This is a genomic window from Sphingomonas sp., assembly GCF_035317925.1.
GTDB lineage: Bacteria > Pseudomonadota > Alphaproteobacteria > Sphingomonadales > Sphingomonadaceae > Sphingomonas_I.
The window spans coordinates 1-22798 of sequence record NZ_DATHFV010000041.1; the positions used below are offsets into that span (position 1 = coordinate 1).

General features: G+C 66.2%; 26 protein-coding genes and 1 pseudogene. 9 read left to right on the top strand and 18 right to left on the bottom strand.

Translation table 11 applies throughout. From position 1 onward, the window contains the following. Positions 1-280, top strand: a pseudogene (locus VK533_RS03010) (SH3 domain-containing protein); the annotation flags it as partial. A gap of 57 nt (positions 281-337) precedes the next feature. On the opposite strand, the gene VK533_RS03015 reads toward VK533_RS03010, so the two are convergent. The 6 genes from VK533_RS03015 to VK533_RS03040 form a co-directional block, all read right to left on the bottom strand. Beyond that, positions 338-745 (bottom strand): GFA family protein, encoded by a 408-nt coding sequence (locus VK533_RS03015; RefSeq protein WP_324374886.1) that lies wholly within the window; start codon positions 743-745, stop codon positions 338-340. After that, the gene (locus VK533_RS03020; RefSeq protein ID WP_324374888.1) at positions 742-1851 is read right to left on the bottom strand and encodes a hypothetical protein; all 1110 of its coding nucleotides are present in this window, start codon (positions 1849-1851) and stop codon (positions 742-744) included. The genes VK533_RS03015 and VK533_RS03020 overlap by 4 nt, the downstream gene beginning before the upstream one ends. A 31-nt stretch (positions 1852-1882) precedes the next feature. Continuing rightward, positions 1883-4024: a TonB-dependent receptor gene (locus tag VK533_RS03025; protein WP_324374928.1), complete on the bottom strand. Its 2142-nt coding sequence runs from the start codon at positions 4022-4024 to the stop codon at positions 1883-1885. 132 nt (positions 4025-4156) lie between these two features. Next, positions 4157-5668: an ABC transporter permease/substrate-binding protein gene (locus tag VK533_RS03030; RefSeq protein ID WP_324374890.1), complete on the bottom strand. Its 1512-nt coding sequence runs from the start codon at positions 5666-5668 to the stop codon at positions 4157-4159. Beyond that, complete coding sequence (locus VK533_RS03035) at positions 5665-6429, bottom strand: ATP-binding cassette domain-containing protein (RefSeq protein ID WP_324374892.1); 765 nt, start codon at positions 6427-6429, stop codon at positions 5665-5667. The genes VK533_RS03030 and VK533_RS03035 overlap by 4 nt, the downstream gene beginning before the upstream one ends. Further along, a complete protein-coding gene (locus tag VK533_RS03040) occupies positions 6413-6712 on the bottom strand; it encodes a 4a-hydroxytetrahydrobiopterin dehydratase (protein WP_324374894.1) in 300 nt (99 codons plus the stop codon). The genes VK533_RS03035 and VK533_RS03040 overlap by 17 nt, the downstream gene beginning before the upstream one ends. A 50-nt stretch (positions 6713-6762) precedes the next feature. On the opposite strand from VK533_RS03040, the gene VK533_RS03045 reads away from it, so the two are divergent. The 3 genes from VK533_RS03045 to VK533_RS03055 are packed head-to-tail and all read left to right on the top strand — an operon-like array spanning position 6763 to position 8377. Beyond that, positions 6763-7179 (top strand): metallopeptidase family protein, encoded by a 417-nt coding sequence (locus tag VK533_RS03045; protein ID WP_324374895.1) that lies wholly within the window; start codon positions 6763-6765, stop codon positions 7177-7179. Beyond that, positions 7176-7745 carry a heme ABC exporter ATP-binding protein CcmA gene (gene ccmA, locus VK533_RS03050; protein WP_324374896.1) on the top strand — a complete coding sequence of 190 codons (570 nt, stop codon included), beginning with the start codon at positions 7176-7178 and terminating at the stop codon, positions 7743-7745. The genes VK533_RS03045 and ccmA overlap by 4 nt, the downstream gene beginning before the upstream one ends. Then, positions 7742-8377: a heme exporter protein CcmB gene (locus tag VK533_RS03055; RefSeq protein WP_324374897.1), complete on the top strand. Its 636-nt coding sequence runs from the start codon at positions 7742-7744 to the stop codon at positions 8375-8377. Before ccmA ends, VK533_RS03055 begins: the two co-directional genes overlap by 4 nt. A gap of 96 nt (positions 8378-8473) precedes the next feature. Here VK533_RS03055 and VK533_RS03060 read toward each other — a convergent pair whose 3' ends face one another. From VK533_RS03060 to coxB, 12 genes are all read right to left on the bottom strand, one after another. After that, positions 8474-9340, bottom strand: coding sequence for a class I SAM-dependent methyltransferase (locus VK533_RS03060; RefSeq protein ID WP_324374899.1), 867 nt, complete (start codon positions 9338-9340; stop codon positions 8474-8476). Continuing rightward, the gene (locus VK533_RS03065) at positions 9337-10566 is read right to left on the bottom strand and encodes a pitrilysin family protein (RefSeq protein WP_324374901.1); all 1230 of its coding nucleotides are present in this window, start codon (positions 10564-10566) and stop codon (positions 9337-9339) included. The genes VK533_RS03060 and VK533_RS03065 overlap by 4 nt, the downstream gene beginning before the upstream one ends. After that, complete coding sequence (gene thrC, locus VK533_RS03070; protein ID WP_324374903.1) at positions 10563-11963, bottom strand: threonine synthase; 1401 nt, start codon at positions 11961-11963, stop codon at positions 10563-10565. Before thrC ends, VK533_RS03065 begins: the two co-directional genes overlap by 4 nt. Before the next feature lie 102 nt (positions 11964-12065). Continuing rightward, entirely contained in the window at positions 12066-12719 is a 654-nt protein-coding gene (locus VK533_RS03075) for an SURF1 family protein (RefSeq protein ID WP_324374905.1), read from the bottom strand. Continuing rightward, on the bottom strand, positions 12716-13099 hold the full coding sequence (locus tag VK533_RS03080) for a DUF983 domain-containing protein (RefSeq protein ID WP_324374907.1): 384 nt from the start codon (positions 13097-13099) through the stop codon (positions 12716-12718). Before VK533_RS03080 ends, VK533_RS03075 begins: the two co-directional genes overlap by 4 nt. Positions 13100-13109: 10 nt before the next feature. Next, a complete protein-coding gene (locus VK533_RS03085) occupies positions 13110-13619 on the bottom strand; it encodes a DUF3291 domain-containing protein (protein WP_324374909.1) in 510 nt (169 codons plus the stop codon). Between the two features lies 1 nt (position 13620). Continuing rightward, positions 13621-14439 carry a cytochrome c oxidase subunit 3 gene (locus VK533_RS03090; protein ID WP_324374911.1) on the bottom strand — a complete coding sequence of 273 codons (819 nt, stop codon included), beginning with the start codon at positions 14437-14439 and terminating at the stop codon, positions 13621-13623. A gap of 36 nt (positions 14440-14475) precedes the next feature. Further along, positions 14476-15039 (bottom strand): cytochrome c oxidase assembly protein, encoded by a 564-nt coding sequence (locus VK533_RS03095; RefSeq protein WP_324374913.1) that lies wholly within the window; start codon positions 15037-15039, stop codon positions 14476-14478. Next, positions 15039-15161, bottom strand: coding sequence for a hypothetical protein (locus tag VK533_RS03100; protein WP_324374915.1), 123 nt, complete (start codon positions 15159-15161; stop codon positions 15039-15041). Before VK533_RS03100 ends, VK533_RS03095 begins: the two co-directional genes overlap by 1 nt. Next, entirely contained in the window at positions 15158-16069 is a 912-nt protein-coding gene (locus VK533_RS03105) for a heme o synthase (RefSeq protein WP_324374917.1), read from the bottom strand. Before VK533_RS03105 ends, VK533_RS03100 begins: the two co-directional genes overlap by 4 nt. A 159-nt stretch (positions 16070-16228) precedes the next feature. Then, positions 16229-17902 carry a cytochrome c oxidase subunit I gene (gene ctaD, locus VK533_RS03110; protein WP_324374918.1) on the bottom strand — a complete coding sequence of 558 codons (1674 nt, stop codon included), beginning with the start codon at positions 17900-17902 and terminating at the stop codon, positions 16229-16231. A 12-nt stretch (positions 17903-17914) separates the two neighbouring features. Next, positions 17915-19000, bottom strand: coding sequence for a cytochrome c oxidase subunit II (gene coxB, locus VK533_RS03115; RefSeq protein ID WP_414712272.1), 1086 nt, complete (start codon positions 18998-19000; stop codon positions 17915-17917). A gap of 166 nt (positions 19001-19166) precedes the next feature. On the opposite strand from coxB, the gene pyrE reads away from it, so the two are divergent. The 5 genes from pyrE to lepB (VK533_RS03140) are packed head-to-tail and all read left to right on the top strand — an operon-like array spanning position 19167 to position 22640. Beyond that, positions 19167-19751 (top strand): orotate phosphoribosyltransferase, encoded by a 585-nt coding sequence (gene pyrE / locus VK533_RS03120; protein WP_324374920.1) that lies wholly within the window; start codon positions 19167-19169, stop codon positions 19749-19751. Beyond that, positions 19748-20476 carry a pyridoxine 5'-phosphate synthase gene (locus tag VK533_RS03125; protein ID WP_324374922.1) on the top strand — a complete coding sequence of 243 codons (729 nt, stop codon included), beginning with the start codon at positions 19748-19750 and terminating at the stop codon, positions 20474-20476. The genes pyrE and VK533_RS03125 overlap by 4 nt, the downstream gene beginning before the upstream one ends. 10 nt (positions 20477-20486) lie before the next feature. Beyond that, positions 20487-20888 (top strand): holo-ACP synthase, encoded by a 402-nt coding sequence (gene acpS / locus VK533_RS03130; protein WP_324374924.1) that lies wholly within the window; start codon positions 20487-20489, stop codon positions 20886-20888. A 43-nt stretch (positions 20889-20931) separates the two neighbouring features. Beyond that, entirely contained in the window at positions 20932-21780 is an 849-nt protein-coding gene (lepB, locus tag VK533_RS03135; RefSeq protein ID WP_324374932.1) for a signal peptidase I, read from the top strand. Continuing rightward, positions 21777-22640 (top strand): signal peptidase I, encoded by an 864-nt coding sequence (gene lepB / locus VK533_RS03140; RefSeq protein WP_324374926.1) that lies wholly within the window; start codon positions 21777-21779, stop codon positions 22638-22640. The genes lepB (VK533_RS03135) and lepB (VK533_RS03140) overlap by 4 nt, the downstream gene beginning before the upstream one ends. Positions 22641-22798: the final 158 nt, after the last annotated feature.

Here is a 22798-nt window from a genome sequence, read left to right on the forward strand (position 1 = left end):
CTCGTTCATCCAGGCCTATTCGAAGCTGGTGACCTCGCTCAATCTGGTGGGGCCGGGCAGCGTCGGCACCGCCGAGGCGGCACCGGCAAAGACTTTCACCACGACGTCGCCGGTCGTGATGCACAAAACCGCTGCCGCCGCGGGCGCCGCGATCCGGACCCTGCCGCCCGGGTCCATCGTCTATCCGACGGGCAAGAAGGACGGCCTGTGGTGGGAAGTCGCCGACGAGAACGACAATGTCGGCTGGGTGCTGAACACCAAGCTCGCACCTTCACAGTGAAGGATCGGGCGCAGTGAAGGATCGGGGCCGCGGCCCCGATTCCATCGGCCTGGCCCATCAGCCCGGCATAGTCTCATATTCCTTGAGGTCCGGCCGCACCTCGGCCCAGGCCGGCCGGTCGCGCGTGAAGATCGCGACGCGGGGATGGAACAGCGAAGGATCGTCGAGCGAGCCGGCATAGATGGTGAAGCTGTCGCTTTCGCCGATGACGCCACCGAACACGATGCTGCCGCACGTCGCGCAATGGTTGCGGGTCGCGGTGCCGCCGCGAAAGCTCGGCACCTCCGACGGGCGGGTCGCGCCGGTGATGGTGATGTCGCTCGCGGCGAATCCCATGAAGGGGATGAAGCCCGATCCCGACGCCCTGCGGCAATCGGCGCAATAGCAGAGCCCGGCATAAGCGGGCGCGGCGGTGGCTTCGTAGCGGACCGCGCCGCACAGGCAGCCGCCTTTATAGGACGTCATTCCTCTCCTCCCTTCGCGCGATATATTTCCTCGGCATAACCCTGACGCAACCAGTGCCGATGCCGGCTCAGCAGGGTGAATCCGCCGGTCTCCGCGATCAATTCGGGTACGCTGGCCTGACGGCCGTCGGCGGTCGGCAGGTGCGCCTCCTGGTTGATGCTGAGCAGGAGCGGGACGCCGATCCGCCGCGCGTCGGCGAGATAGGCAGAGGCTGCGCCGCGTTCGATCTCGGGCAGCGAATCCTGATTGTAGAGGATATCGATGCTGCCGCGCGCGAGTCCGGCGAAGGCGCTGTGCGGCAGGACACGGATCGCGCCGTCCCGTCCCTCGCCGGGCAGTGCGACGCGATCGCCGATGCGCGATCCCGCCAGCATATAGGCCTGGACCGCGTTCATCGTCGGCAGATCGATGATGGTGTAATCTTCGATCCCCAGCAGCGCGGCATAATAAGCGGTCAGGCCCGCGCCTGCCCCGATCTCGCACACGCGGCCGAACCCGTGGGCATCGGCGATCTGCTTCAGCCGCCACGCGGCATGGATCGCCTCCAGCACGCGCATCTGGAGCACGCGCCCGCCCGCGTCGATGCCGAGAAAAGCGCCGACATGAGTGGGCGGGGAGAGGTCGCAGCCGAGCTTTATTTCGATCGCGGCGAACAGATCGGCCGGCGGGATGGCGATCGTTTCGCCCCAGGCGCCGTTCTCGGGCAGTTCCAGCCGCACCGCGCCGACCGCCTCGGCCAGCGAGAGCAGCTTGTCGTGGGTCCAGGCCGCGAGCAATTGCGCATAAGCGGAGTCGCCGGCGCAACGGCGATGCTGTCCCGCGCCGCCGAAAAAGCCCTGCGCGGCCTCCGACCGGCCGAGCGCGGCGAGATCGGCGGCGAGAGGCTCGGCCTCGCCGCGCGCCAGCCATCGGACGAGGTGCTTCTGCGGTCCCGCGAGCAACGCATCCCATACGGGCCCGGCGGCGACATTGGCGGGCGCCCGCGCGAAAGCCGCGATCGCGCGCTCGGCCAGATCGGCGCGCGGCGCGCCTGGCGGTGCCTCGGCCAGTGCGGGGATCGTGCCGGCCGGATGATGCAGGCGGAAGCGCGCGCGTTCGTTGAACATGGCCCGGCTTTAGCAGCCGGGACGCACGACGCTAAATGTCCTTGGTGATACCGAAGAACAATCCGCGACGCGGACCATATTGGGCGGCGCCGACGCCGATGCCGGAGCCGTCGCGAATCTCATATTTCTTGTCGGCGAGGTTCACGACGTCGAAGCGTACCTCCAGCCCGGGCGCGACGAAGCGGTGACTGACCGACAGGTTGAACTGCTCGTAGCTCGGCAACACGCCGCCATTGGGGGTGGCGCCGTCGGTGCGCAGGCCAGATCCGTAGAGCATGTCGAGGCCGAGCTTGGTATTTTCCAGCGTGCCTTCCTTGAAGGCATAGGAGACGCCCGCCGATCCGGTGAATTTCTGGTCGTGGTCGAGGTGGATATAATGGTTCTGGATATAGGCCAGATCGTCGGGTTCGAACGCGAACTGGCTTGAGATGATGTCCTTGCCCTTGGCGCTGGCGGCGGCGAAATTGGCGTAGGCGAGCCACGGGCCCTCCTGATAGGTCAGGTTGGCCTCGATGCCCTTGATTGTGCCGAGCCGGTAATTGAACGGCTGCAGGATGATCGGCGCGCCGAACTGGCCCTCGTCGATCAGATTGTGCGATCGGCGATAATAGCCATCGAGGCTGAAACTGATGCCGTGGCCCAGTTTCTGCTCGACGCCGACGTCGAAATAATTCTGCTTTTCTGCCATCGGTGTGGTGTTGAGCGTCGAGGGCGCTTCCCCGCTTGTGCCGACCAGTTTCGCGACGCTGGTGCTGGCGACCAGCTCGAACGGCGGCGGCGAGAAATAGCGGGCGTAACCGACGTGGATGGTGGTGCCGGCGGCCGGCTGCCACACCATGTTCACGCGCGGGCTGAACTGATGCTCCTGGCGATAGGCATCGTACAGATCGAAGCGGCCGCCGAAATTGAGCGTGAGCGTGTCGGCCAGCTTCCATTCGTCCTGCAGATAAGCCGAATAGGTCATCTCGGTCGCGCCGCCGCTTTCGGCGATCGTGATCGGCGCGCCGGTCTGCGCGCCCAGATCGTCGACCGGGAAGACATAGGTATCGGTGTCGCTGGTGCTGCGATCGCGCGAGATGATCACGCCGCCACGCAACGTATGCGTGGACGACAGCTTGTAGGCGGCCTCGACCTGACCGCCGACCGCGAAATCATGCTTGGTGGCGGCCTGCGCCTGGCCGTTGAACAGCAATTCGCCGGTGACGTCGGGCGTATAGACCAGCGACGAATAGCGCGCGAACAGACTCGCCTGCAGCGTCAGCTGGCTGCCGTGATGGAGATAGGAGGCCTGGCTGAACGCGGTGCGCTCATGCTGGCGCTGGTCGAGATCGTCGCTCAGATAATCGGTCTGGCCATCGACATTGAAACCGAGATCGGGATGGAGCCCGCGCGGATTGGGGATCTGGAAGGTCTGGTCCGAATAGCCGCCGATCAGCGAGATCCGGTTATCATCGTCGAGGATATGATCGACATAACCGAACGCCGTGCCCTGGTTGGTGCGGTCATGCAGCGGCGTCGAGGAGCCGTCGACGCTCTCGATGCCGAGCTTGTCGTGACGATAATCGCCGCTGACGAAATAATTGGTCGACCCGCTTGACCCGCCATATTCGACGCTCGGCTCGATCGTGCCGTGGCTGCCGCCATAGACCGAAATCTGGCCGCCATTTTCGAAGCCGGACTTGGTGGTGATGTCCATGATGCCGGCGGTGCGCAGGCCATATTGCGCGGGCAACGCTCCGGTGAGCAAGGCGAAATGGTCGATCAGGCGGGGCGACAGCGTCTGGCCGAACACGGCGATGCCTTCGGGCAGGATCGTGCCGTTGATGCGATATTGCAGGCCATTGTGATCGTCGCGGACGTGGAACTGGCCGAAGCCGTCCTGCACCACGCCCGGAAGCTGGAGCACGATCTGGTTGAACTGCTGATTGTCGCCGCCGGGCAGCGCCTGGATGGTGGTGTTGGTGACGCCATAGGACGTGGCGCCAAGGCTCGGCTGCACCGCGGCGCGCGCTTCGTTCAGGCGGCGCGCGGTGATGATCACGTCCCGGGGATGCGCGTTGGAGACGTCGGGTCCGGTCACGTCGACCGGAGACGTCGGTGGCGGGGTGGCGGGATCTGCGGCTGTGGACGGCGTATCCGCCGCATGGGCAGCTACCGCCATCATGGCGATCATCGAAACCCCGATCAGTGTCCGCAACGTGCTAATCCTTGATGATGATATGTTGTATCATCGCGTCGATGGCCCGACTATGATGAGCCGTCAATGAAGGGGCGGTGAACCGATGCTGCGGTGCGGCGAAGCGACTTAGCGGTGCGTTCGGCTGTCCAGCCAATGCGCGGCGGCGTCGGGCGTGGCCTTGTTGGTGTCGCGATCGACCGAGTAATTGGCGGTACGCATATCTTCGACGCGGATGCTGCCGATCAGCGGCCTGAGCGCGGCGAGGAAGCGGGCGTCATGCGCGCGTGCGGGAGCGGCAAGCAGGATCGCATCATAATGCGGCACCGCACCCTTGGGATCGGTCAGCACGGTCAGATGGTCGGCGGCAATCCGCCCGTCGGACGAGAAGGCCGAAATGACGTCGGCCTGCCCCGATTGCAGCGCGCGATACATGAAGGTCGGGCTATAGGCGCGCGTCGCCTTGAACTGGAGGCCGTAGGCGGTGCGGATCGCCTGCCATTCGGGGCGGTCGAGGAATTCGAGGTCGGCGCCGAGCGTGAGCCGCGGGGCTTTGGTGGCAAGATCGGCGATCGAGGCGAGGCCGCTGGCGGGCTTCGCCGCCAACGCATAGGCATTTTCGAAGCCGAGCGGGCCGATCAGGCCGGTCTTGGGACCAGCCGACATCCATAAAGCGATCCCGCCGAGCATCGCCTGGCGCGACGGCGTATCGGTGCGGCCCATCGCGCCGGTCCATAGCGTCCCCGAATATTCGACATAGACGTCGATATCGCCGCTCTGCAGCGCGCGGAACGCGACCGCCGAGCCGAGGCCCTCGCGATAGGTGACGCGATAGCCGGCCTGCTCCAGCCGCGACCCGATCAGCCGGGCGAGAATGAATTGCTCCGAGAAATTCTTGGCGCCGACGGTGACGCCGCGCTCGGGCGTGCGCAGCAGCGGCAGCAAGGCGAGCAGCAGGCCGAGGATCAGCAGGCCCGCCCCGGTCAGGGTGAGCGCCTTCTTGCGCCAGCCGATGCCACGTTCGATCAAACCGAGCAGGCCGTCGGTGATCAGCGCCAGCAGGGCGGCGGCGATGCAGCCGGACAGAACCAGATCCCAGCGCTCGATTTGCAGCCCCGCGAAAATCGGATTGCCGAGAGATGGATAGCCGACCGTCGTGGCGAGCGTTGCCGCGCCGATCGTCCACACGGCTGCCGTGCGGATGCCCGCCATCGCCACCGGCGCGGCGAGCGGCGCCTCGACCAGGCGGAGTTTCTGTCCCGGCGTCATGCCGACCGCATCGGCCGCCTGCAGCACCGCCGGGTCGATCCCCTGCAGCCCCGCGATCACGTTCCGCAGGATCGGCAGCAGCGCGTAGAGCGTGAGCGCGAGCAAGGCCGGCAAGAAGCCCAGCGCGGGTACGCCGCCGCCAATCAGGACTGAGAGGGCCAGCAGCAAAGGGTAGAAAAGCGCGAGCAAGGCGAGGCCGGGGATCGTCTGCACCAGCCCGGCGAAGCCGACTGCGACCGCCGCCAATCTGGGGCGGCGCGCCGAAGCGAAGCCGAGCGGCAGGCCGATCAGCAAGGCGAGCGCCATCGCCGCCGCCGCGAGCAGCACATGGCTCGCGATCAGCGGCGGAAGCTGCGCGATCGCGTCGGTCATTCCCGCAAGTCCGCCAGCCGCTTCGCCTGTTCGCGCGGGATGGCAACCAGGGCATCCGCCTCGGGTCCGGCCATGCCGGCGAGCATTTCGCGTGGGGTGGCGTCGGCGACGATCTTGCCGTGCGCCATCACGATGATCCGCTCGGCCAGCAGCAGCGCCTCGGCCATATCGTGCGTGACGAGGATCGTGGTCAGGCCGAGCGCGTCGTGCAGATCGCGGACGGTGCGGCCGAGCGTGTCGCGCGTGACCGGATCGAGCGCGCCGAACGGCTCGTCCATCAGCAGCAATTTGCCGCCGCCGGCGAGCGCGCGGGCGATGCCGACGCGCTGCTGCTGGCCGCCCGAAAGCTGTGCGGGCAGCCGGTTGGCAAAATCGGCGGGAAGGCCGACCTGCGCGAGCGCGGCGGAAACATCCACGCTGTCATGCCCCGACAGCCGCGGGATGATCGCGATATTTTCGGCGACGTTCATGTGTGGGAACAGACCGATATTCTGGAACACATAGCCGATATTGCGGCGCAGCTGGATCGGATCGCCGTGGGCGACGTCCTGCCCGTCGATCAGCACGCGCCCCTGATCGGGCGTGTCGAGCCGGTTGGCGAGACGCAGCAGGCTGGATTTGCCTGATCCCGATTCGCCGACCAAAGCGACGAAGCTGCCACGCTCGATCTTGAGCGACACCCAATCGAGCGCGGACACGCCGCCATAGCGTTTCGAGACCTGCTCATAGGCAAGCGCGGGTTCGTCAGTCTTGATCGACAATGGCGTCTATCGCTTGGGCCAAGGATATGTCGCGAGAGGACAGTCCGCTGCAATCATGCGTGGTCAGCAGAATTTCGACCTTGTTCCAGACGTTGGACCATTCCGGATGGTGGTCCATCTTCTCTGCGATCAGCGCGACGCGTGCCATGAAGCCGAACGCCTCGGCGAAATCGTTGAACATGATACGGCGCGTGATCGCGTCGCGCGCTTCGTCATAATCCCAGTCGGACAGTTCATCGAGCGCATCGGCGCGTTCCGCTTCACTCAACGCCTCGATCGCCATTCGTCCCTCCTGCTGGCGCGGTTCGCCGCCGACCTCTATGTCGCGCTTTGATGGAAACAGGTCAAACAGGGGCGTGGGGGCAAGCGCCGGATGCGGCGGCGATCGAGGCGCTGGCGCGCGCCGCGATCGCGCGGCTGCCGGACGTGTTTCGCGATCATCTTAGCGACGTCGTGCTCCGGATCGAGGAATTCGCCGACGAGGAGACGCTCGACGCGCTTTCGATCGACGATCCGTTCGCACTGTCCGGCCTGTATCGCGGCCGCCCGGTCGGCGAGAAATCGAGCTACGACAGCGGCGCGCTGCCCGACATGATCTTCCTCTATCGCCGCGCCCTGCTCGACGAATGGGTCGAGAGCGGCGAGACGCTCGAGGCGCTGGTCAGCCATGTGCTGGTGCACGAGGTCGGCCACCATTTCGGGCTGAGCGACGAGGATATGCACGCGCTCGAAGAAGCGGCGGGCCCGTGACGCGGCTCGTATTCGATCGTGTCGCCTGCCTGCGCGGCGGGCGTCTGTTGTTCGAGGATCTGAGCCTGACTTTGCGCGCGGGCGAGGCGGCCTTGGTGACCGGCGCCAACGGGGCGGGCAAATCGAGCCTGCTGCGGCTGGCGGCGGGCCTGCTGACCCCGAGTGCGGGCGAGATCGTGCGCGATGGCAAGGTCGCGTTGGCGGCGGAAGCGGCGGCGCTCGACGAGGATCTGAGCCTGCTCGCGGCATTGGCCTTTTGGGCGCAGCTCGATGGCCAAGATGACGAGGCGGTCGCGCTCGCACTGGCGGCGATGGGCCTGGCGCAGCTCGCCGAGGTGCCGGTGCGCCTACTGTCGACCGGGCAGCGCCGCCGCGCGACGATCGCGCGCGTGATCGCGAGCGGCGCGCCGATCTGGCTGCTCGACGAACCCGCGAGCGGACTCGACGCCGCGTCGCGCGATGCGCTGGCGGGCGTGATGGCGGGGCATCGCGCGAGCGGCGGGATTGTGCTTGCCGCGAGCCACCAGCCGATCGGTCTCGACGATCCGCAGGAGGTGGCGCTGTGAGCGTGTTCGCCGCGCTCGTCCGCCGCGATCTGGCGCGCGCGTTCGCGCATGGCGGGGCGTGGCTGCCCCTGCTCTTCTATCTGTTGGTTGCGACCTTGTTTCCGTTCGCGATCGGGCCGGATGCGGCCATGCTCGGCAAGATCGGCGGCGGGGCCTTGTGGACGGCGGCGTTGCTCGCAGCCTTGCTGCCGGTCGAGCGACTGGTGCGGCCGGATGTGGCGTCGGGTGTGCTCGACCAGATCGTGCTGCGCGGGCAGAGCGATGAGGCGGTCGCCGCCGCCAAGCTCGCGGCGCACTGGCTGAGCTTCGGGCCGCTGCTGATGCTCGCGACCTTGCCCGCGGCGGCTTTGCTCGACCTCGACGGCGCGACGCTGACGCGGCTGGAAATAGGTCTCTTGCTGGGTACGCCCGGCCTCGCCGCGCTCGGCGTGGCCGTCGCCGCGCTGACCGCGAGCCTGCGGAGTACGGGCGCGCTGATCGGGTTGATCATGCTGCCGCTGGCGGTGCCGTTGCTGATTTTCGGCGCAAGCCCGGGAGCGGGGGCGCTCAAGTTGCTGGCGGCGACGTCGCTTTTGTTCGTGGCGGCAGCTCCGTTCGTGGCCGGGGCTGCGCTGAGAGCTAGTCGAAGCTGATCGTCACCTCGGACTTGTTCGGGGGTCTACCCATCATCCGCAATGTCGTGCGTGGGGCACGGTGGATGCCGGAACAAGTCCGGCATGACGGGATGATCAATCGCGCGACCAGCGCGCGAAGATCGCCGTCGGCAGCAGCAATCCGCGCGCTTCCTCGCGCACCGCCATCTCGCCGACTTCGATCGTTCCGCCGAGATCGGCCAATTCCTGCTTGAGCAATTCGCCGATCGCGATCGCGGACATGCGCACCGCGTAGACGGTCAGCACGAGATATTTCGACTTCGCGTCGAGCAATCGGCGGCAATGCTTGATCAGGCCGGGGAGATGCTCCTCGATCCGCCAGATCTCGCCTTCGGGGCCGCGGCCGAATTTGGGGGGATCGAGGAAGATGCCGTCATAACGCCGCTCGCGCCGCACTTCGCGCGCGGTGAACTTGACCGCGTCGTCGACCATCCAGCGGATCGGACGGTCGCTCATGTCGGACAGGAAGGCGTTGGACTTGGCGATGTCGACCGACTTCTTCGACGCGTCGACATGCGTCATGCGTGCGCCCTTGGCGGCGAGCGCGAGCGTACCGACGCCGGTATAGCCGAACAGGTTCATCACCTCGTCGCCTTCCTCGGTGCGGTCGCGCATCCACGACCATTGCGGCGCCATGTCGGGGAAGAAAGCGAGGTGGCGGAAGGGCGTGTTCTGCGCGGTGAAGCGCACCTCTTCCCACTTCATATGCCACCCGCCGCGCGGGACATCGCGCGCGAGGTGCCACTTGCCGCCGCCATCCTCGTCGGACGCGGCGATGAAATCGCCATCGGCTTCCCAGGCGAGCTCGGCGGGCGCCCACATCGCCTGCGGCTCGGGCCGGATGAATTTGAAGCGGCCGAAGCGTTCGAGCTTGCGGCCGTTGCCGGAGTCGATCAGCCCATAATCGGGCCACGGCTCGGTGACGAGCGTGAGCAGGCTCATGCGACCTGCGCCAGTTTGCCGCCGACCGTGGCGAGCGCTTCGCCGCCGGCGAGCGCGGTGGCGCCGGACGCGCGTGCCTGATCGAGCGTGACCGCATCGATCTGTGCGACCGTCTCGGACGGCGGCACGATCCGGCCATGGACCTGGATCGATCGGGCAAGATGGTCGGCGCGGGTCGCGACCGATTCCAGCCCCATCAGCAGCCCGGCCTTGGCCTGCGCGCGCGCGCGTTCCAGTTCCTCCAGGGTGAGGCTGTCGGCGGTCTCGGCGAGCACCTTGCGCGTCAGCGCGAGCGCCTCGGCCGCGTCGTTGCGCGCGGACGCGCAATAGACGCCGAACAGGCCGGTATCGGCGTAGCTGTGCGTCCAGCTGTAGATCGAATAGGCAAGCCCGCGCTCTTCGCGCACCTGCTGAAACAGGCGCGACGACATGCCGCCGCCGACCGCGCTGGTGAATAACGCCAAAGCATGCTGTTCGGGATCGCGGTGGCCGACGCCAGGATAAGCGAGCGCGACGTGGAGCTGGTCGAAGCGGCGGCGATCGTGATGCGTGCCGGCGGCGAAGGTCGCGGCAGGCGGAGTCGGCGGCGCGCCCGGAATCATGTCGCCGAACAGTGCCTCGGCGAGCTTGAGGAGCGCGTCCTCATCGACCTTGCCGGCGGCCGCGAAGACGAGTCCGTCGGGGCGATATTGCTCGGCGATCCAGCCGCGCATCGCGGGCACGTCGATCGCGGCGATGCTGGTTTCGTCGCCGAGCACGGCTTCGCCGAGCTGCTGGCCGGGATAAGCGGCGCCCTGGAGATGATCGAAGATGATGTCGTCGGGCGTATCGCGCGCCTCGCCCAGTTCGGCGAGCACGACATGGCGCTCGCGCTCCAGTTCATCGCCGTCGAGGTCGGCGTTGCGGACGAGATCGGCGATCAATTCGCTGCCGAGCGCGAGATCGCCCGCCAAGGCGCGCGCCTGGAACACGGTATGGTCGCGCGCGGTCCACGCGTTGAGCGCGCCGCCGCGATCCTCGATCGCCTCGGCGATCGCCTTGGCGGAACGGCCGCCCGCGCCCTTGAACACCATATGCTCGACCATGTGGGCGAGGCCCGACAGGCCCTTGGGTTCGGAGCGCGCGCCGGCATCGGCATAGAGGCCGACCGCGATCGTCTCGACCCCCGCCATCGGCTCGACCGCGACCGTCAGGCCGTTGGCCAGGCGATGGAGCTTCGCGGTCATGCCGCAGTCGCCCGGTCGGCGATATAGGCCTGAACCGAGGCCAGATCGTTGGCGAGCGTGTCGTAACGCTCCTCGCGGTCGAACAGGTCGCCGACGCGTATCGGCAAAGGCGGACGCAGGCCGGTCGCGCGTTCGACCGCGTCGCGGAACTTCGCCGGATGCGCGGTCGCGAGCGTCACCACCGGCACGCCGCGCGGAAGATCGGCCTGATAGGCGGCGGCGAGGCCGATCGCGGTATGCGGATCGATCACCATGCCCGAAACCTCGCTGGCCCGGCGCATGGCGAGGTCCATCGCGTCGGGCTCGATCCGCGCGCTGGCGAACAGCTGCGACGCCTCGGCGCGCATTGCCGGCGTGAGGTCGAACCGGCGATTCGCCTCGAAGCCCTGCATCGACGCGGCCAATGCGCTGCCGTCGCGGCCGTGCAGATCGAATAAAAGCCGTTCGAAATTGGAGCTGACCTGGATGTCCATCGACGGCGCGGCGGTGGGCGTGACCGTGCCGACCGAATAATCGCCCTCGCTGAGCGCGCGGTGGAGGATGTCGTTGACGTTGGTCGCGACGATCAGCTTTGCGACCGGCAGCCCCATCTTCGCCGCGACATAGCCCGCGAATACGTCGCCGAAATTGCCGGTCGGGACCGAGAAAGCGACTTCGCGCTCAGGCGCGCCGAGGCGGACGGCGGCGTAGAAATAATAGACGATCTGGGCGGCGAGCCGCGCCCAGTTGATCGAATTGACGGCGGACAAAGTGAAGCGCCCGGCGAAGACCTTGTCGGCGAACATCGCCTTCACCATCGCCTGCGTATCGTCGAAGCTGGCGCCGTCGACCGCGATATTGTGGATGTTGGGCGCGAGCACCGTCGTCATCTGCCGGCGCTGCACGTCGGACACGCGGCCCTTCGGGTGGAGCATGAACAGATCGACCTTGGCGCGCCCGGCGAGCGCGTCGATCGCCGCCGATCCGGTGTCGCCAGAGGTCGCGCCGACCACGGTCAGATGCGTGTCGCGTTTCGACAGGAAGCGCTCGAACAGCAGGCCGAGCAATTGCAGCGCGACGTCCTTGAACGCGAGCGTCGGGCCGTGGAACAGTTCGAGCACCCACTGGCGCTCGTCGAGCTGGACCAGGGGCGTGACGGCGGCGTGCGCGAAGCGGCCATAAGCCGTCTGGCACAGCGCGCGCAGGTCTTCGGCCGAGAGCGCGTCGCCGACGAACGGCGTCAGCACCGCGACGGCGGTGTCGACATAGGACAGGCCCGCGAGCGCGCTGATCTGGGCGCGCGTGAACGTGGGCCATGCCTCCGGAACATAGAGGCCGCCATCCAAAGCGAGGCCGGCGAGCGTCACCGCCTCGAAATCGAGCGCGGGAGCTTGCCCGCGCGTGCTGACATAAAGCATGCGCGCCCGTTAGCGGGGCGGGGGGGTTTGGGCAAATCCTGTACGAAAAACTCGCACGTCATTCCCGCGAAGGCGGGAATCCATATTCGGTAGGTTAGGAGTTTATGGATTCCCGCCTTCGCGGGAATGACGATTTGATTTCTTCTCTCGCTGCCACAAGGCCACGCCATAAATGATCAGCGCGATCGCGGCGAACAGGAACCATTGCACCGCATAGGACAGGTGATTGTTGGGGATGTCGCCGGGATTGGGCTGGATCGTCGGCCTGAGGCCGGGTGCGGCCGTATCGCTGACGATCATCGGCGAGCGCGCGTCGGGTGTGCGGAACAGGCGCCCGACCAGGGGCTGATTGTCGGGCAGCCAGGTCAGGCGGCCGCTGACCGGGCCGCCTTTCCAGTCCGGCGCGGGCGAATCGCCCGACACGCCCATGTCGACCGCGATGCCCGGACCCTCCGCGCCGGTGCGGCACGACGCGATATGGCGCCAGCCGGGCGTGCCATCGGCGGACCGGCCCGCCGCGGCCTTCCAGCTGACGACGTTCAGGCAGAAGGCGCTGGTGCGGCGATAGAGCGAATCATCGGTCACCGGAAACAAGGCGGCGAACGGGAGCGGCCTTTTGGCTTCGTTGGCGGCGTAGCGCGCCAGTAAGCCTTCTTTCTCGTGCAGCCGGTGGAGCTGCCAGACGCCGAGCCGCACCATCAGCACGGCCGCCAGCACGACGATGACCGTCGGCACGATCGGTACTGCCCGCTTCACTTGCTGATCCGGCCCTCGTGCGCGGCGTTGCGATATTCGAGCGCGAGCAGAATGCCCTTCGTGCCGCGCAAGGATCCGACGATCAGCGCGAGCGCGACCGGCGGCCACAGCAAAGCATGGACCCAGAAAGGCGGCGAGAAGACCAGCTCGACCGTGATCGCCATCGCCGCGACGACCGCGCCGATGATCAGGGTCAGGAAGGCGGCGGCGCCGTCGCCCACGTTGAAGCTGGAGAAATCGAGCCCGCAAACATCGCAGCGGTCGGCGAACTTGATCCAGCCGTCGAAGAGCGTGCGCTCGTTGCAGCGCGGGCAGCGGCCGGTGAGGCCGGCGGCGATCGGCGAAGGTTCTGGCGGGGAGGGTTCGGGTTTGTCGGCCATGGGTCCGCGCTCAGGCGCGCCCGATGCACCAGGGATCGGGCTGCATATCGGTCGGCATGCCAGCCTCGCCCGGGGCCGGGAAGCGCGCCTTGAAGGTGAAGGCCTGCGGGCAGGGGCCGTAGCGATCAAGCAGCCACAGCCGTGACAGACCTTCCTCAACTGTCGGCTTATGGCCACCCCTGATCCACCAGAGCGCCTGATAGGCGCCTTCGAACCGGCCGAACCATTCGCGCCGCCGCGCCATGAACGGCGTGTGCGCGCTGCGATAGACAAAGTCGAACAGGCTGTCGGCGTCGGCCCAGACCGACATGTTGACGATGAACTGCTGGTCGGGTGCGGGGCGGATGTCGGTCGCGCCCGCGCCGACATCATCCTTCAGCCGCCAGACGAAGCCCGGCGCCGCCTCGGCGAGCGCGTTGACGTGCTCAAGGGCATTCATGAAATCGGCGACGGCGGGATCCTCGGCGGGCGCGACGAGGCGCCCGACATTGATCTGTGCGAGCTGCCAGTCGCCGCTCACCTCAGCCCGCTATCTGCGCGCCCCAGCCGCCCCAGACGTAGATCGAGACGAACAGGAACAGCCACACGACGTCGACGAAGTGCCAGTACCAGGCCGCCGCTTCGAAGCCGAAATGCTGCTTGGGGGTGAAGTCGCCCTTATAGGCGCGCACCAGGTTCACGCTCAGAAAGATTGTGCCGACCAGAACGTGAAAGCCGTGGAAGCCGGTCGCCATGAAGAAGGACGCGCCGTAGTTCAGGCCCTTAAACGGGAAGGGCGCGTGCGCATATTCCCAGCCCTGGATGCAGGAGAAGGTGATGCCGAGCAGGATCGTGCACCACAGGCCCTGGATCAGGCCCTTACGATCATTGTGGATCAGCGCGTGGTGCGCCCAGGTGACGGTCGTGCCCGAGCAGAGCAGGATCAAAGTGTTGAGCAGCGGGAAGGCGAAGGGGTTGAGGACGGTCAGCCCCTTGGGCGGCCACACCCCGCCGACGACGTCGACGGTCGAGGGGAAGAGCGAGAAGTCGAACCACGCCCAGAACCAGCCGAGGAAGAACATCACTTCCGAAGCGATGAACAGGATCATGCCGTAGCGCAGATGGAGCGCCACGACCGGCGTGTGATCGCCGGCCTTGGCCTCGGCGATCACGTCCGACCACCAGGAGAACATCGTGAAGAGCACGCCGATCACGCCGGCGAAGAACAGCCAGCCGCCGAACGGCGCGCTGTGCATCCACATGATGCCGCCCGAGGCCATCGCCAGCGCCGAGAAAGCGCCGATCAGCGGCCAGATGCTCGGCGGCAGGATATGATATTCGTGGCTCTTCGCTCCGGCCATGCTCGTCGGTCCCCGTAAGGCTAGTTTGAATGTCCCTTAGCTTGCCGTTTTCGGCTTCGCTACCGGGTAAAATGTATAGGAAAGCGTGATTTCGCTGATGTCGTTGGCGTCGGGATCCTTGGCGAAGCCCGGATCGACGTAGAACACCACCGGCATCCGCACCCGTTCGTGCGGCTGCAGCGTCTGCTCGGTGAAGCAGAAGCACTGGATTTTCACGAAATACTGCCCGGCCTGGGGCGGGGTCACGTTGAACGCGGCGGTGCCCGTGATCGGGTGATCGCTATTGTTGACCGCGGTGAAGAAGGCCATCTGCCGCGCCCCGACCGCGACATGCGTCACGCGCCGATCGGGCTCGAACCCCCAGGGCAGGCTGGGCGAGACATTGGCGTCGAAGCGGACATTGACGAAACGGCCGACGACCGGGCCGGGCGCGACCGCGTTCAATCGTTCCTGGACGGTGCCGTTCCAGCCGGTCGCCTGGCAGAACATGCGGTAAAGCGGCACGCTCGCGAACCCCAGGGCGACCATGGCGGCCACGACCAGCACCATCAGCAGGCCGGTGCGCTTCTTGGCGCGATCGAGTTGCGGCGAGCTCGCCATCACATCATCCGGGCGATGGCGATGCCGAAGAACAGAATCACGAGCGCGCCCAGCAACCAGCCCGTCACCTTGGCGCGGGCGCGCTGGCGGCGACGATATTCGGCTTCGAATTCAGGGGTCATGCAAGCACCAGACGGTCGACCACGAGCGCCCCGAACAGGACGAACAGGTACAGGATCGAGAATTTGAACAAAGCGCGCTCGGGCTTCATCAGCGCCTGATCGGCCTCCGTGCTGATCGAGACGCGGATCGCGAGCAACAGGAACCAGGCGCTAAGCAGGCCTGCTGTGCCACCATAAATCGCGCCGGTCAGCCCGAGTGGCCACGGCACGACCGCCGCCGCCACCATCGGCAAAGTGTAGATCAACACCTGACGGCGCGTCGCCTTGATGCCCGCCACCACCGGCAGCATCGGCACGCCGGCGGCCGCATAATCGGTGCGCACGAACAGGGAGAGCGCCCAGAAATGGGGCGGCGTCCACAGGAAGATGAGCAGGAACAGCAGGACTGGCAGCAGGCTGATATGCCCGGTCGCGGCAGCCCAGCCGATCAGCGGCGGGAAGGCACCGGCGGCGCCGCCGATCACGATATTCTGCGGCGTCCGGCGCTTGAGCCAGACGGTGTAGACCAGGACATAGAACAGGATCGACACCGCCAGGATCGCGGCGGCGAGCAGGTTGATCGCCAGCCCCATCACCAGCACCGAACCGACCGCGAGCGCGACCCCGAAATGGAGCGCCGACTGGCGGTCCATCCGCCCAGCCGGGAGCGGCCGGCCTTTGGTGCGCTTCATATTGGCGTCGAGATCGGCCTCGTACCACATGTTGAGCGCGCCCGAGGCGCCCGCACCGACCGCGATGCACAGGATCGCGGTGAAGCCGAGGATCGGGTTGATATGCGTGCGCGCCGCCAGCAGCCCGCACAGAGCGGTGAACACCACCAGGGTCATCACGCGCGGCTTGGTCAGCGCGAGGAAATCGCGCCATTCGGCCGGCAATGCGGGGGTGGTGGGAATGGCGGGGGAGGGCATTTGCCGGGCGCTATAGGCTCTGCCGAAGATTCGTGAAAGCCATTGCTCCGACCTGTCGGGCCTTCGCGGCACGCTCGCCTTCCCGCAATCTCCGACACGCAAAGAAAAAGCGCCCCGGGTTGCCCCGGAGCGCTGATTCTTGTCCACAAGTCCGGCGCGTCAGTCGATGTGCGGGAGCTGCTCGAACTGGTGGTAGGGCGGCGGGCTCGACAGCGTCCATTCGAGCGTCGTCGCACCCTCGCCCCACGGATTGTTCGGCGCCTTCGGGCCCGCGATCAGCGAATAGATCACGTTGACGAAGAAGAGGATCATGCTGAACGCCATGATCTCGTAGCCGTGGGTCGCGATGCTGTTCCACTTTTCATATTCGGGCGTGTAGTCCGGGATACGGCGCGGCATGCCTTCCATGCCGAGGAAGTGCATCGGGAAGAACAGCACGTTCACGCCGACGAAGAAAATCCAGAAGTGCGCCTGGCCGAGCAGCTCGTTGTACATGCGGCCCGACATCTTCGGGAACCAGTAATAGAAGCCGGCGAAGAGCGAGAAGACCGCGCCCAGCGACAGCACGTAGTGGAAGTGCGCCACCACGTAATAGGTGTCCTGGAAATAATTATCGATGCCGCCATTGGCGAGCAGCACCCCGGTCACGCCGCCGACGGTGAACATGAAGATGAAGCCGATCGCCCACAGCATCGGCGTCTTGAAGGAGAGCGAACCCTCCCACATCGTCGCGATCCACGAGAAGATCTTGATGCCGGTCGGCACCGCGATCACCATCGTCGCGGCGGTGAAATACATCTTCGTGTCGACCGACAGACCGGTCGTGAACATGTGGTGCGCCCACACGATGAAGCCGACCACGCCGATCGCGACCATGGCGTAAGCCATGCCGAGATAGCCGAACACCGGCTTCTTGGAGAAGGTCGAGATGATGTGGCTGACCATGCCGAAGCCCGGCAGGATCATGATGTAGACTTCGGGGTGGCCGAAGAACCAGAACAGATGCTGGTACAGGATCGGATCGCCGCCGCCCGACGCATCATAGAAGGTCGTGCCGAAATTGCGGTCGGTCAGCAGCATCGTGATCGCGGCCGCCAGCACCGGCAGCGCCAGCAGCAGCAGGAAGGCGGTGACCAGCACCGACCAGGCGAAGAGCGGCATCTTGTGCAGCGTCATGCCCGGCGCGCGCATGTTCAGGATGGTGGTGATGAAATTGATCGCGCCCAGGATCGACGAGGCACCGGCGAGGTGGAGCGACAGGATCGCCATGTCAACCGCCGGTCCGGGCGAACCCGAGGTCGAGAGCGGCGCATAGACCGTCCAGCCCGTGCCCGCGCCCGGCCCGGTGCCGCCCGAGAAGAAGGTCGAGCCCAGCAGCAGGATGAAGGACGGGACCAGCAGCCAGAACGAGATATTGTTCATGCGCGGGAAGGCCATGTCCGGCGCGCCGATCATGATCGGGACGAACCAGTTGCCGAAGCCGCCGATCATCGCCGGCATGACCATGAAGAAGACCATGATCAGGCCGTGCGCGGTGACGAGCACGTTCCACAGATGGTGCGCCTGGTCGGCGGTGCCGGCGCCGTGCAGCATCTCGTACCAGTGGCCGAGATACTGGATGCCGGGATGCGCCAGTTCGGCGCGCATCATGCCGGAAATAACGCCGCCGATGATGCCCGCGCAGATCGCGAAGATCAGGTAGAGCGTGCCGATGTCCTTGTGGTTGGTCGACATGAACCAACGCTGGAAGAAAGCCGGCTTGTGATCGGCGTCGTGATGCTCATGCCCATGGTCCGCATGGAAATGGCTGGGGTGGGCGGCGATATCGGTCATCTACTCGAGCCTTCAGTTCTGCGCGACGGCAGGCTGGGAATCAGTGGCGGGCTTGCCGGTCGTGCCGGGCACGGCTGGCGTGGCCGCAACCGGGCCGGCAGCAGCCTTGCCTTCGGTCGCGGGTGAGCCGGCGGTCGAATCGGGGGTCTTGGCGCCCTTCAGCGTGCCGCCCTTGAAGGCGATCCACTGCGCGAACTGCGCCGGGGGCACAACCTCGACCGCGATCGGCATGTAGGCGTGACGCGCACCGCACAATTCCGAACACTGGCCGAAATAGACGCCGGGGCGATCGATCTTGAACCAGGTTTCGTTGAGGCGGCCGGGAACGGCATCCATCTTCACCCAGGCGGCGGGCAGCGCCCACGAATGGATCACGTCGTTGGAGGTGGTGATCACCTTCACGACCGCGCCGGCGGGAACCACCATGCGTTCGTCAACCGCGAGCAGGCGCGGGCCATCGGCGTCGGTGCGGGCCTTTTCCTTGCCGGTAACCTCGTCCTTTTCCTTCAGCATGTTGGACACGACTTCGAAGTCGCCATTGTCCGGATACTGATAGGTCCAATACCATTGGTTGCCGATCGCCTTGATCGTGATGTCGGCCTTGGGCGGCGAATATTGATGCGCCAGCAGCTTGATCGAAGGGATCGCGATGCCGACCAGGATCAGCACCGGGAACAAGGTCCAGATGATTTCGATCACCGTATTGTGGTGTGTCCTGGACGCGATCGGATTCCTGGCCGCACGATAGCGGTAGATCACCCACATCAGCAGGAACAGCACGAAGAACGAGATGATCGCCATCATCGGCACGAGGATCCAATTGTGGAAGCGTTCCGCCTCGTGCCCGATCTCGGTGAATTGCGGCTGGAGGCCGATGCGGTCGGTCGGCATGCCGATGCCCGGCGTCGGCGCGAGATGGACGATATCGCCCGGCTTGGCCGCCACTACATTCGGGGTTGGGCTCGGCGTGGGTGCGCCCGGATTCGGCGTCACCGTCTGAGACGTGGTGACGGTCGCTTGCGCGAGAGTGGGCGCGGCGCCAAGCGCGGCGAGCCCCATAAACATGGCGAGGACGGCGCCCCGGATCGTCTTCAGCACTCGGATCGTTCCCCAGTTCGAGACCTTTGGGTGGCAGCGCGCGACCAGTGCGACCGGACGTGCCCGGGGGCCGTCTCAACACCGGTTCGGGCGGAAATGCAAGCTGTTGAAGGCACGCGCGGCCACGTCTATCGCGCAGGCCGACAATCAAGCGGGGAAGCCGAGGATGACCGACGACGAGGTGCTGGCCGAATTCCGCGCTGCCGACGCGCTGCTGGAAGGCCATTTCATCCTGTCGTCGGGCCTGCGCAGCCCGCGTTACCTGCAATGCGCGCGCGTCCTGATGAACCCCGCACGCGGGGCAAAGCTCGCCGACGCGCTGGCCGCGCGGATCCCGGCAGAGATCCGCGACCAGCTTCAGGCGGTGGTGTCGCCCGCGATGGGCGGCGTGATCGCGGGGCATGAAATGGGCCGCGCGCTCGGCCTCGACGCGATGTTCCTCGAGCGGCCGGAGGGCACATTCGGGCTGCGGCGCGGCTTCGCGCTCGCGCCCGGACAGAAAGTGCTGATGATGGAGGATGTCGTCACCACCGGCCTTTCGTCGCGCGAGGCGATCAAGGCGATCGAGGAAGCGGGCGGCCAGGTCATCGCCGCCGCCGCTTTGGTCGACCGGTCCAATGGCACCGCCGATCTGGGCGTGCCCTTCTTCCCGTTGATCCGGCTGGAAGTGCCGACTTATGCGGCCGACGCGCTGCCGCCCGAACTGGCGGCGATTCCCGCGATCAAGCCCGGCAGCAGAGCCAAGCCATGAGCACCAGACTCCGTCTGGGCGTGAACATCGATCACGTCGCGACCGTGCGCAATGCGCGCGGCGGCGAGCATCCCGATCCGGTGCGCGCCGCCGAGATCGCGGCCAAAGCCGGCGCCGACGGCATCACCGCGCATCTGCGCGAGGACCGGCGCCATATCACCGACAAGGATATCGAACGGCTGACGCGCGCGATCGCGTTGCCGCTCAATTTCGAGATGGCGGCGACCGAGGAAATGGTCGGCATCGCGCTCAAACATCGGCCCCATGCCGCCTGCATCGTGCCAGAAAAGCGGCAGGAGCGGACGACCGAGGGCGGGCTCGACGCCGACGGCCATCGCGAGACGCTGGCGCCGATCGTGAAGACGTTGGGAGACGCCGGCATACGCGTCAGCCTGTTCATCGAGCCGACGCCGTCGCAGGTCGAAGCCGCGATCGCGCTTGGCGCGCCGGTGGTCGAGTTCCACACCGGCCGCTACGCGCACCGGACCGGGGCCGCGCGCGCCGACGAGTTGCGGCGTATTACCGACATGGTGGCACTCGCCGCCAAGAACGGGATCGAGCCGCATGCCGGCCACGGCCTGACCTATGACAATGTCGCGCCTGTGGCCGCGATCCCGCAGATCGCCGAGCTCAATATCGGTCATTTCCTGATCGGCGAGGCGATCTTCGTCGGGCTGGAGGAAGCGGTACGGCGGATGCGCGCGGCGATGGATGTGGCCCGATGAGTCTTCAAGCGTGATCGTCGGGCTCGGCTCCGACCTCTGCAATATCGAGCGGATCCAGGCGTCGCTGGACCGGTTCGGCGAGCGATTCATCGATCGCGTCTTCACCGATGTGGAGCGCGCCAAGGCGGAGAAGCGCGTGATGACGCGCGCGGGCACCTACGCCAAGCGTTTCGCCGCCAAGGAGGCCTTCTCCAAGGCGATCGGCACGGGCTTCAATCAGGGTGTCTTCATGAAGGACATCGGCGTGGTCAATCTGCCCTCGGGCGCGCCGACGCTGGCGCTCACGGGTGGGGCCAAGGCGAAGCTTGACGCTTTGACCCCACCGGGCCACGCGGTGGACATTCATGTAACGCTCACGGACGACCATCCATGGGCGCAGGCGTTCGTCATCCTGTACGCGCGTCCGATCTGAACGGGGATTTTTGAGTTTGAGCGAGCCTGACGTGAGCGTTCCCATGACCAAGGGAACCGACAAACCCGCGACGGACTGGGTGGCGGAAATCAAGAGCTTCGCCTGGCTCATCCTGGCCGTGCTGGCGGTGTGGAGCTTCATCGCCAAGCCCTTCTACATCCCGTCGGAATCGATGATGCCGACCTTGATCAAGGGCGACCGGCTGGTCGTGACCAAATATCCCTACGGTTTCTCCTACGTCTCGCCCGCACCCTTCCACCTGCTGCCCTTCATCCATGGCCGCCTGTTCGGCCGGATGCCGCAGCGGGGCGATGTCGTGATCCTGAAGCCGCCGGCGGAGGATTCGGACTATATCAAACGCGTGATCGCGCTGCCCGGCGACCGGATCGAGGTGCGCGAAGGCGTGATCATCCTCAACGGCGTGCCGGTGAAGCGCGTCAAGGAAGCGCCGGCGATGATTCCGGTCGACGCGAACGTGCCCTGCTCGAACGAGCGCGAGGCGCCATTCCTGACGGTCGCCCCCGACGGCAAGCGCTATTGCGAATTGCCGCGCTATCGCGAAACCTTGCCCAACGGCGTCAGCTACGACACGATCGACGACGGCTATACGCCCGGCATTCCGGACGATTTCCCGGAAATGACGATTCCCGAGGGGCAGGTGTTCGTGATGGGCGACAATCGCGACGAATCGGCCGACAGCCGCGTGCCCCCGTACCTTCAGGGTCTGGGCGGGCCGATCCCGTGGGAGAATCTTGGCGGCCGCGCCGAATTCATCACCTTCAGCTATGACGGGTCGACCAGCTACTTCAATCCGATCAGCTGGTTCAGCGCGCTGCGCCACGGCCGCGCCGGTACCAGCCTGCATCCGCAGCGCGGCACCCCGGCCGGATGAACGAGGCCGGATCCGGCGCGAAACAGGTTTCGGGCGCCCCCGCGCCCGGCCGCAGCCGCTGGATCGAGGAATTGCGCGGCATCGCCTGGATGATTCTGGCGGTGCTGGCGGTGTGGAGCTTCGTCGCCAAGCCGTTCTATATTCCATCGGAATCGATGATGCCGACCCTGATCAAGGGCGACCGGCTGGTCGTGACCAAATATCCCTATGGCTGGTCCTATGCGTCGGCGGCATTCCACATTTTGCCGATCATGCAGGGTCGCCTCTTCGGGCGATTGCCCAGCCGGGGCGATGTCGTCACGCTGGATCGCGACGGCGAGGATCTGATCAAGCGCGTGATCGGGCTGCCTGGTGATAGGATCGCGGTGAAGGAAGGCGTGATCATCCTCAATGGCGTGCCGGTGAAACGCGTCCAGGAAACGCCGGCGATGATCCCGATCGACGCCAATCTGCCGTGCGCGACGGGGCATGAGCAGGGTTTCCGGACGGTCGGTGCCGACGGCAATCTCTATTGCGCGCTGCCGCGTTTTCGCGAGACGCTGCCGAGCGGCGTGAGCTACGACACGATCGACATGGGCTATTTCCCGTCCGAATTCGACGATTGTCCGGAAGTCACGGTGCCGCCGGGCCAGGTGTTCGTGATGGGCGACAATCGCGACGAATCGGCCGACAGCCGCGTGCCGCCGCAATATAATGGCCTGGGCGGCCCGATCCCGATTGAAACCATCAGCGGCCGCGCCGACTTCATCACCCACAGCTATGACGGCAACGGCGCGCTGTGGAATCCGATCAGCTGGTTCACCGCGCTGCGCAACGGCCGCGCCGGCACCAGCCTGCATCCGCAGAGGAACGGTCAATGAGCCGCCCACCCCGCCAGACCCGTCCGCGCGAAGAGCCGGGCCCCTCGGATTTCACCGATCCCGCCACCAGCCGCGAATTCCATAAGGCGGCGGTATGGATCGGGATGGCCGTATGCGTGGTGCTGGTCTGGTTCCTCGCCCAGCCATTGCTGCTGATC

Coding starts and splice junctions, on each gene's coding strand:
- VK533_RS03015 (WP_324374886.1), bottom strand. CDS start 745: ATGACGTCCTATAAAGGCGGCTGCCTGTGCGGCGCGGTCCGCTACGAA.
- VK533_RS03020 (WP_324374888.1), bottom strand. CDS start 1,851: ATGTTCAACGAACGCGCGCGCTTCCGCCTGCATCATCCGGCCGGCACG.
- VK533_RS03025 (WP_324374928.1), bottom strand. CDS start 4,024: ATGATCGCCATGATGGCGGTAGCTGCCCATGCGGCGGATACGCCGTCC.
- VK533_RS03030 (WP_324374890.1), bottom strand. CDS start 5,668: ATGACCGACGCGATCGCGCAGCTTCCGCCGCTGATCGCGAGCCATGTG.
- VK533_RS03040 (WP_324374894.1), bottom strand. CDS start 6,712: ATGGCGATCGAGGCGTTGAGTGAAGCGGAACGCGCCGATGCGCTCGAT.
- VK533_RS03045 (WP_324374895.1), top strand. CDS start 6,763: ATGGAAACAGGTCAAACAGGGGCGTGGGGGCAAGCGCCGGATGCGGCG.
- VK533_RS03060 (WP_324374899.1), bottom strand. CDS start 9,340: ATGAGCCTGCTCACGCTCGTCACCGAGCCGTGGCCCGATTATGGGCTG.
- VK533_RS03065 (WP_324374901.1), bottom strand. CDS start 10,566: ATGACCGCGAAGCTCCATCGCCTGGCCAACGGCCTGACGGTCGCGGTC.
- thrC (WP_324374903.1), bottom strand. CDS start 11,963: ATGCTTTATGTCAGCACGCGCGGGCAAGCTCCCGCGCTCGATTTCGAG.
- VK533_RS03080 (WP_324374907.1), bottom strand. CDS start 13,099: ATGGCCGACAAACCCGAACCCTCCCCGCCAGAACCTTCGCCGATCGCC.
- VK533_RS03090 (WP_324374911.1), bottom strand. CDS start 14,439: ATGGCCGGAGCGAAGAGCCACGAATATCATATCCTGCCGCCGAGCATC.
- VK533_RS03095 (WP_324374913.1), bottom strand. CDS start 15,039: ATGGCGAGCTCGCCGCAACTCGATCGCGCCAAGAAGCGCACCGGCCTG.
- VK533_RS03100 (WP_324374915.1), bottom strand. CDS start 15,161: ATGACCCCTGAATTCGAAGCCGAATATCGTCGCCGCCAGCGCGCCCGC.
- VK533_RS03105 (WP_324374917.1), bottom strand. CDS start 16,069: ATGCCCTCCCCCGCCATTCCCACCACCCCCGCATTGCCGGCCGAATGG.
- ctaD (WP_324374918.1), bottom strand. CDS start 17,902: ATGACCGATATCGCCGCCCACCCCAGCCATTTCCATGCGGACCATGGG.
- pyrE (WP_324374920.1), top strand. CDS start 19,167: ATGACCGACGACGAGGTGCTGGCCGAATTCCGCGCTGCCGACGCGCTG.
- VK533_RS03125 (WP_324374922.1), top strand. CDS start 19,748: ATGAGCACCAGACTCCGTCTGGGCGTGAACATCGATCACGTCGCGACC.
- lepB (WP_324374932.1), top strand. CDS start 20,932: ATGACCAAGGGAACCGACAAACCCGCGACGGACTGGGTGGCGGAAATC.
- lepB (WP_324374926.1), top strand. CDS start 21,777: ATGAACGAGGCCGGATCCGGCGCGAAACAGGTTTCGGGCGCCCCCGCG.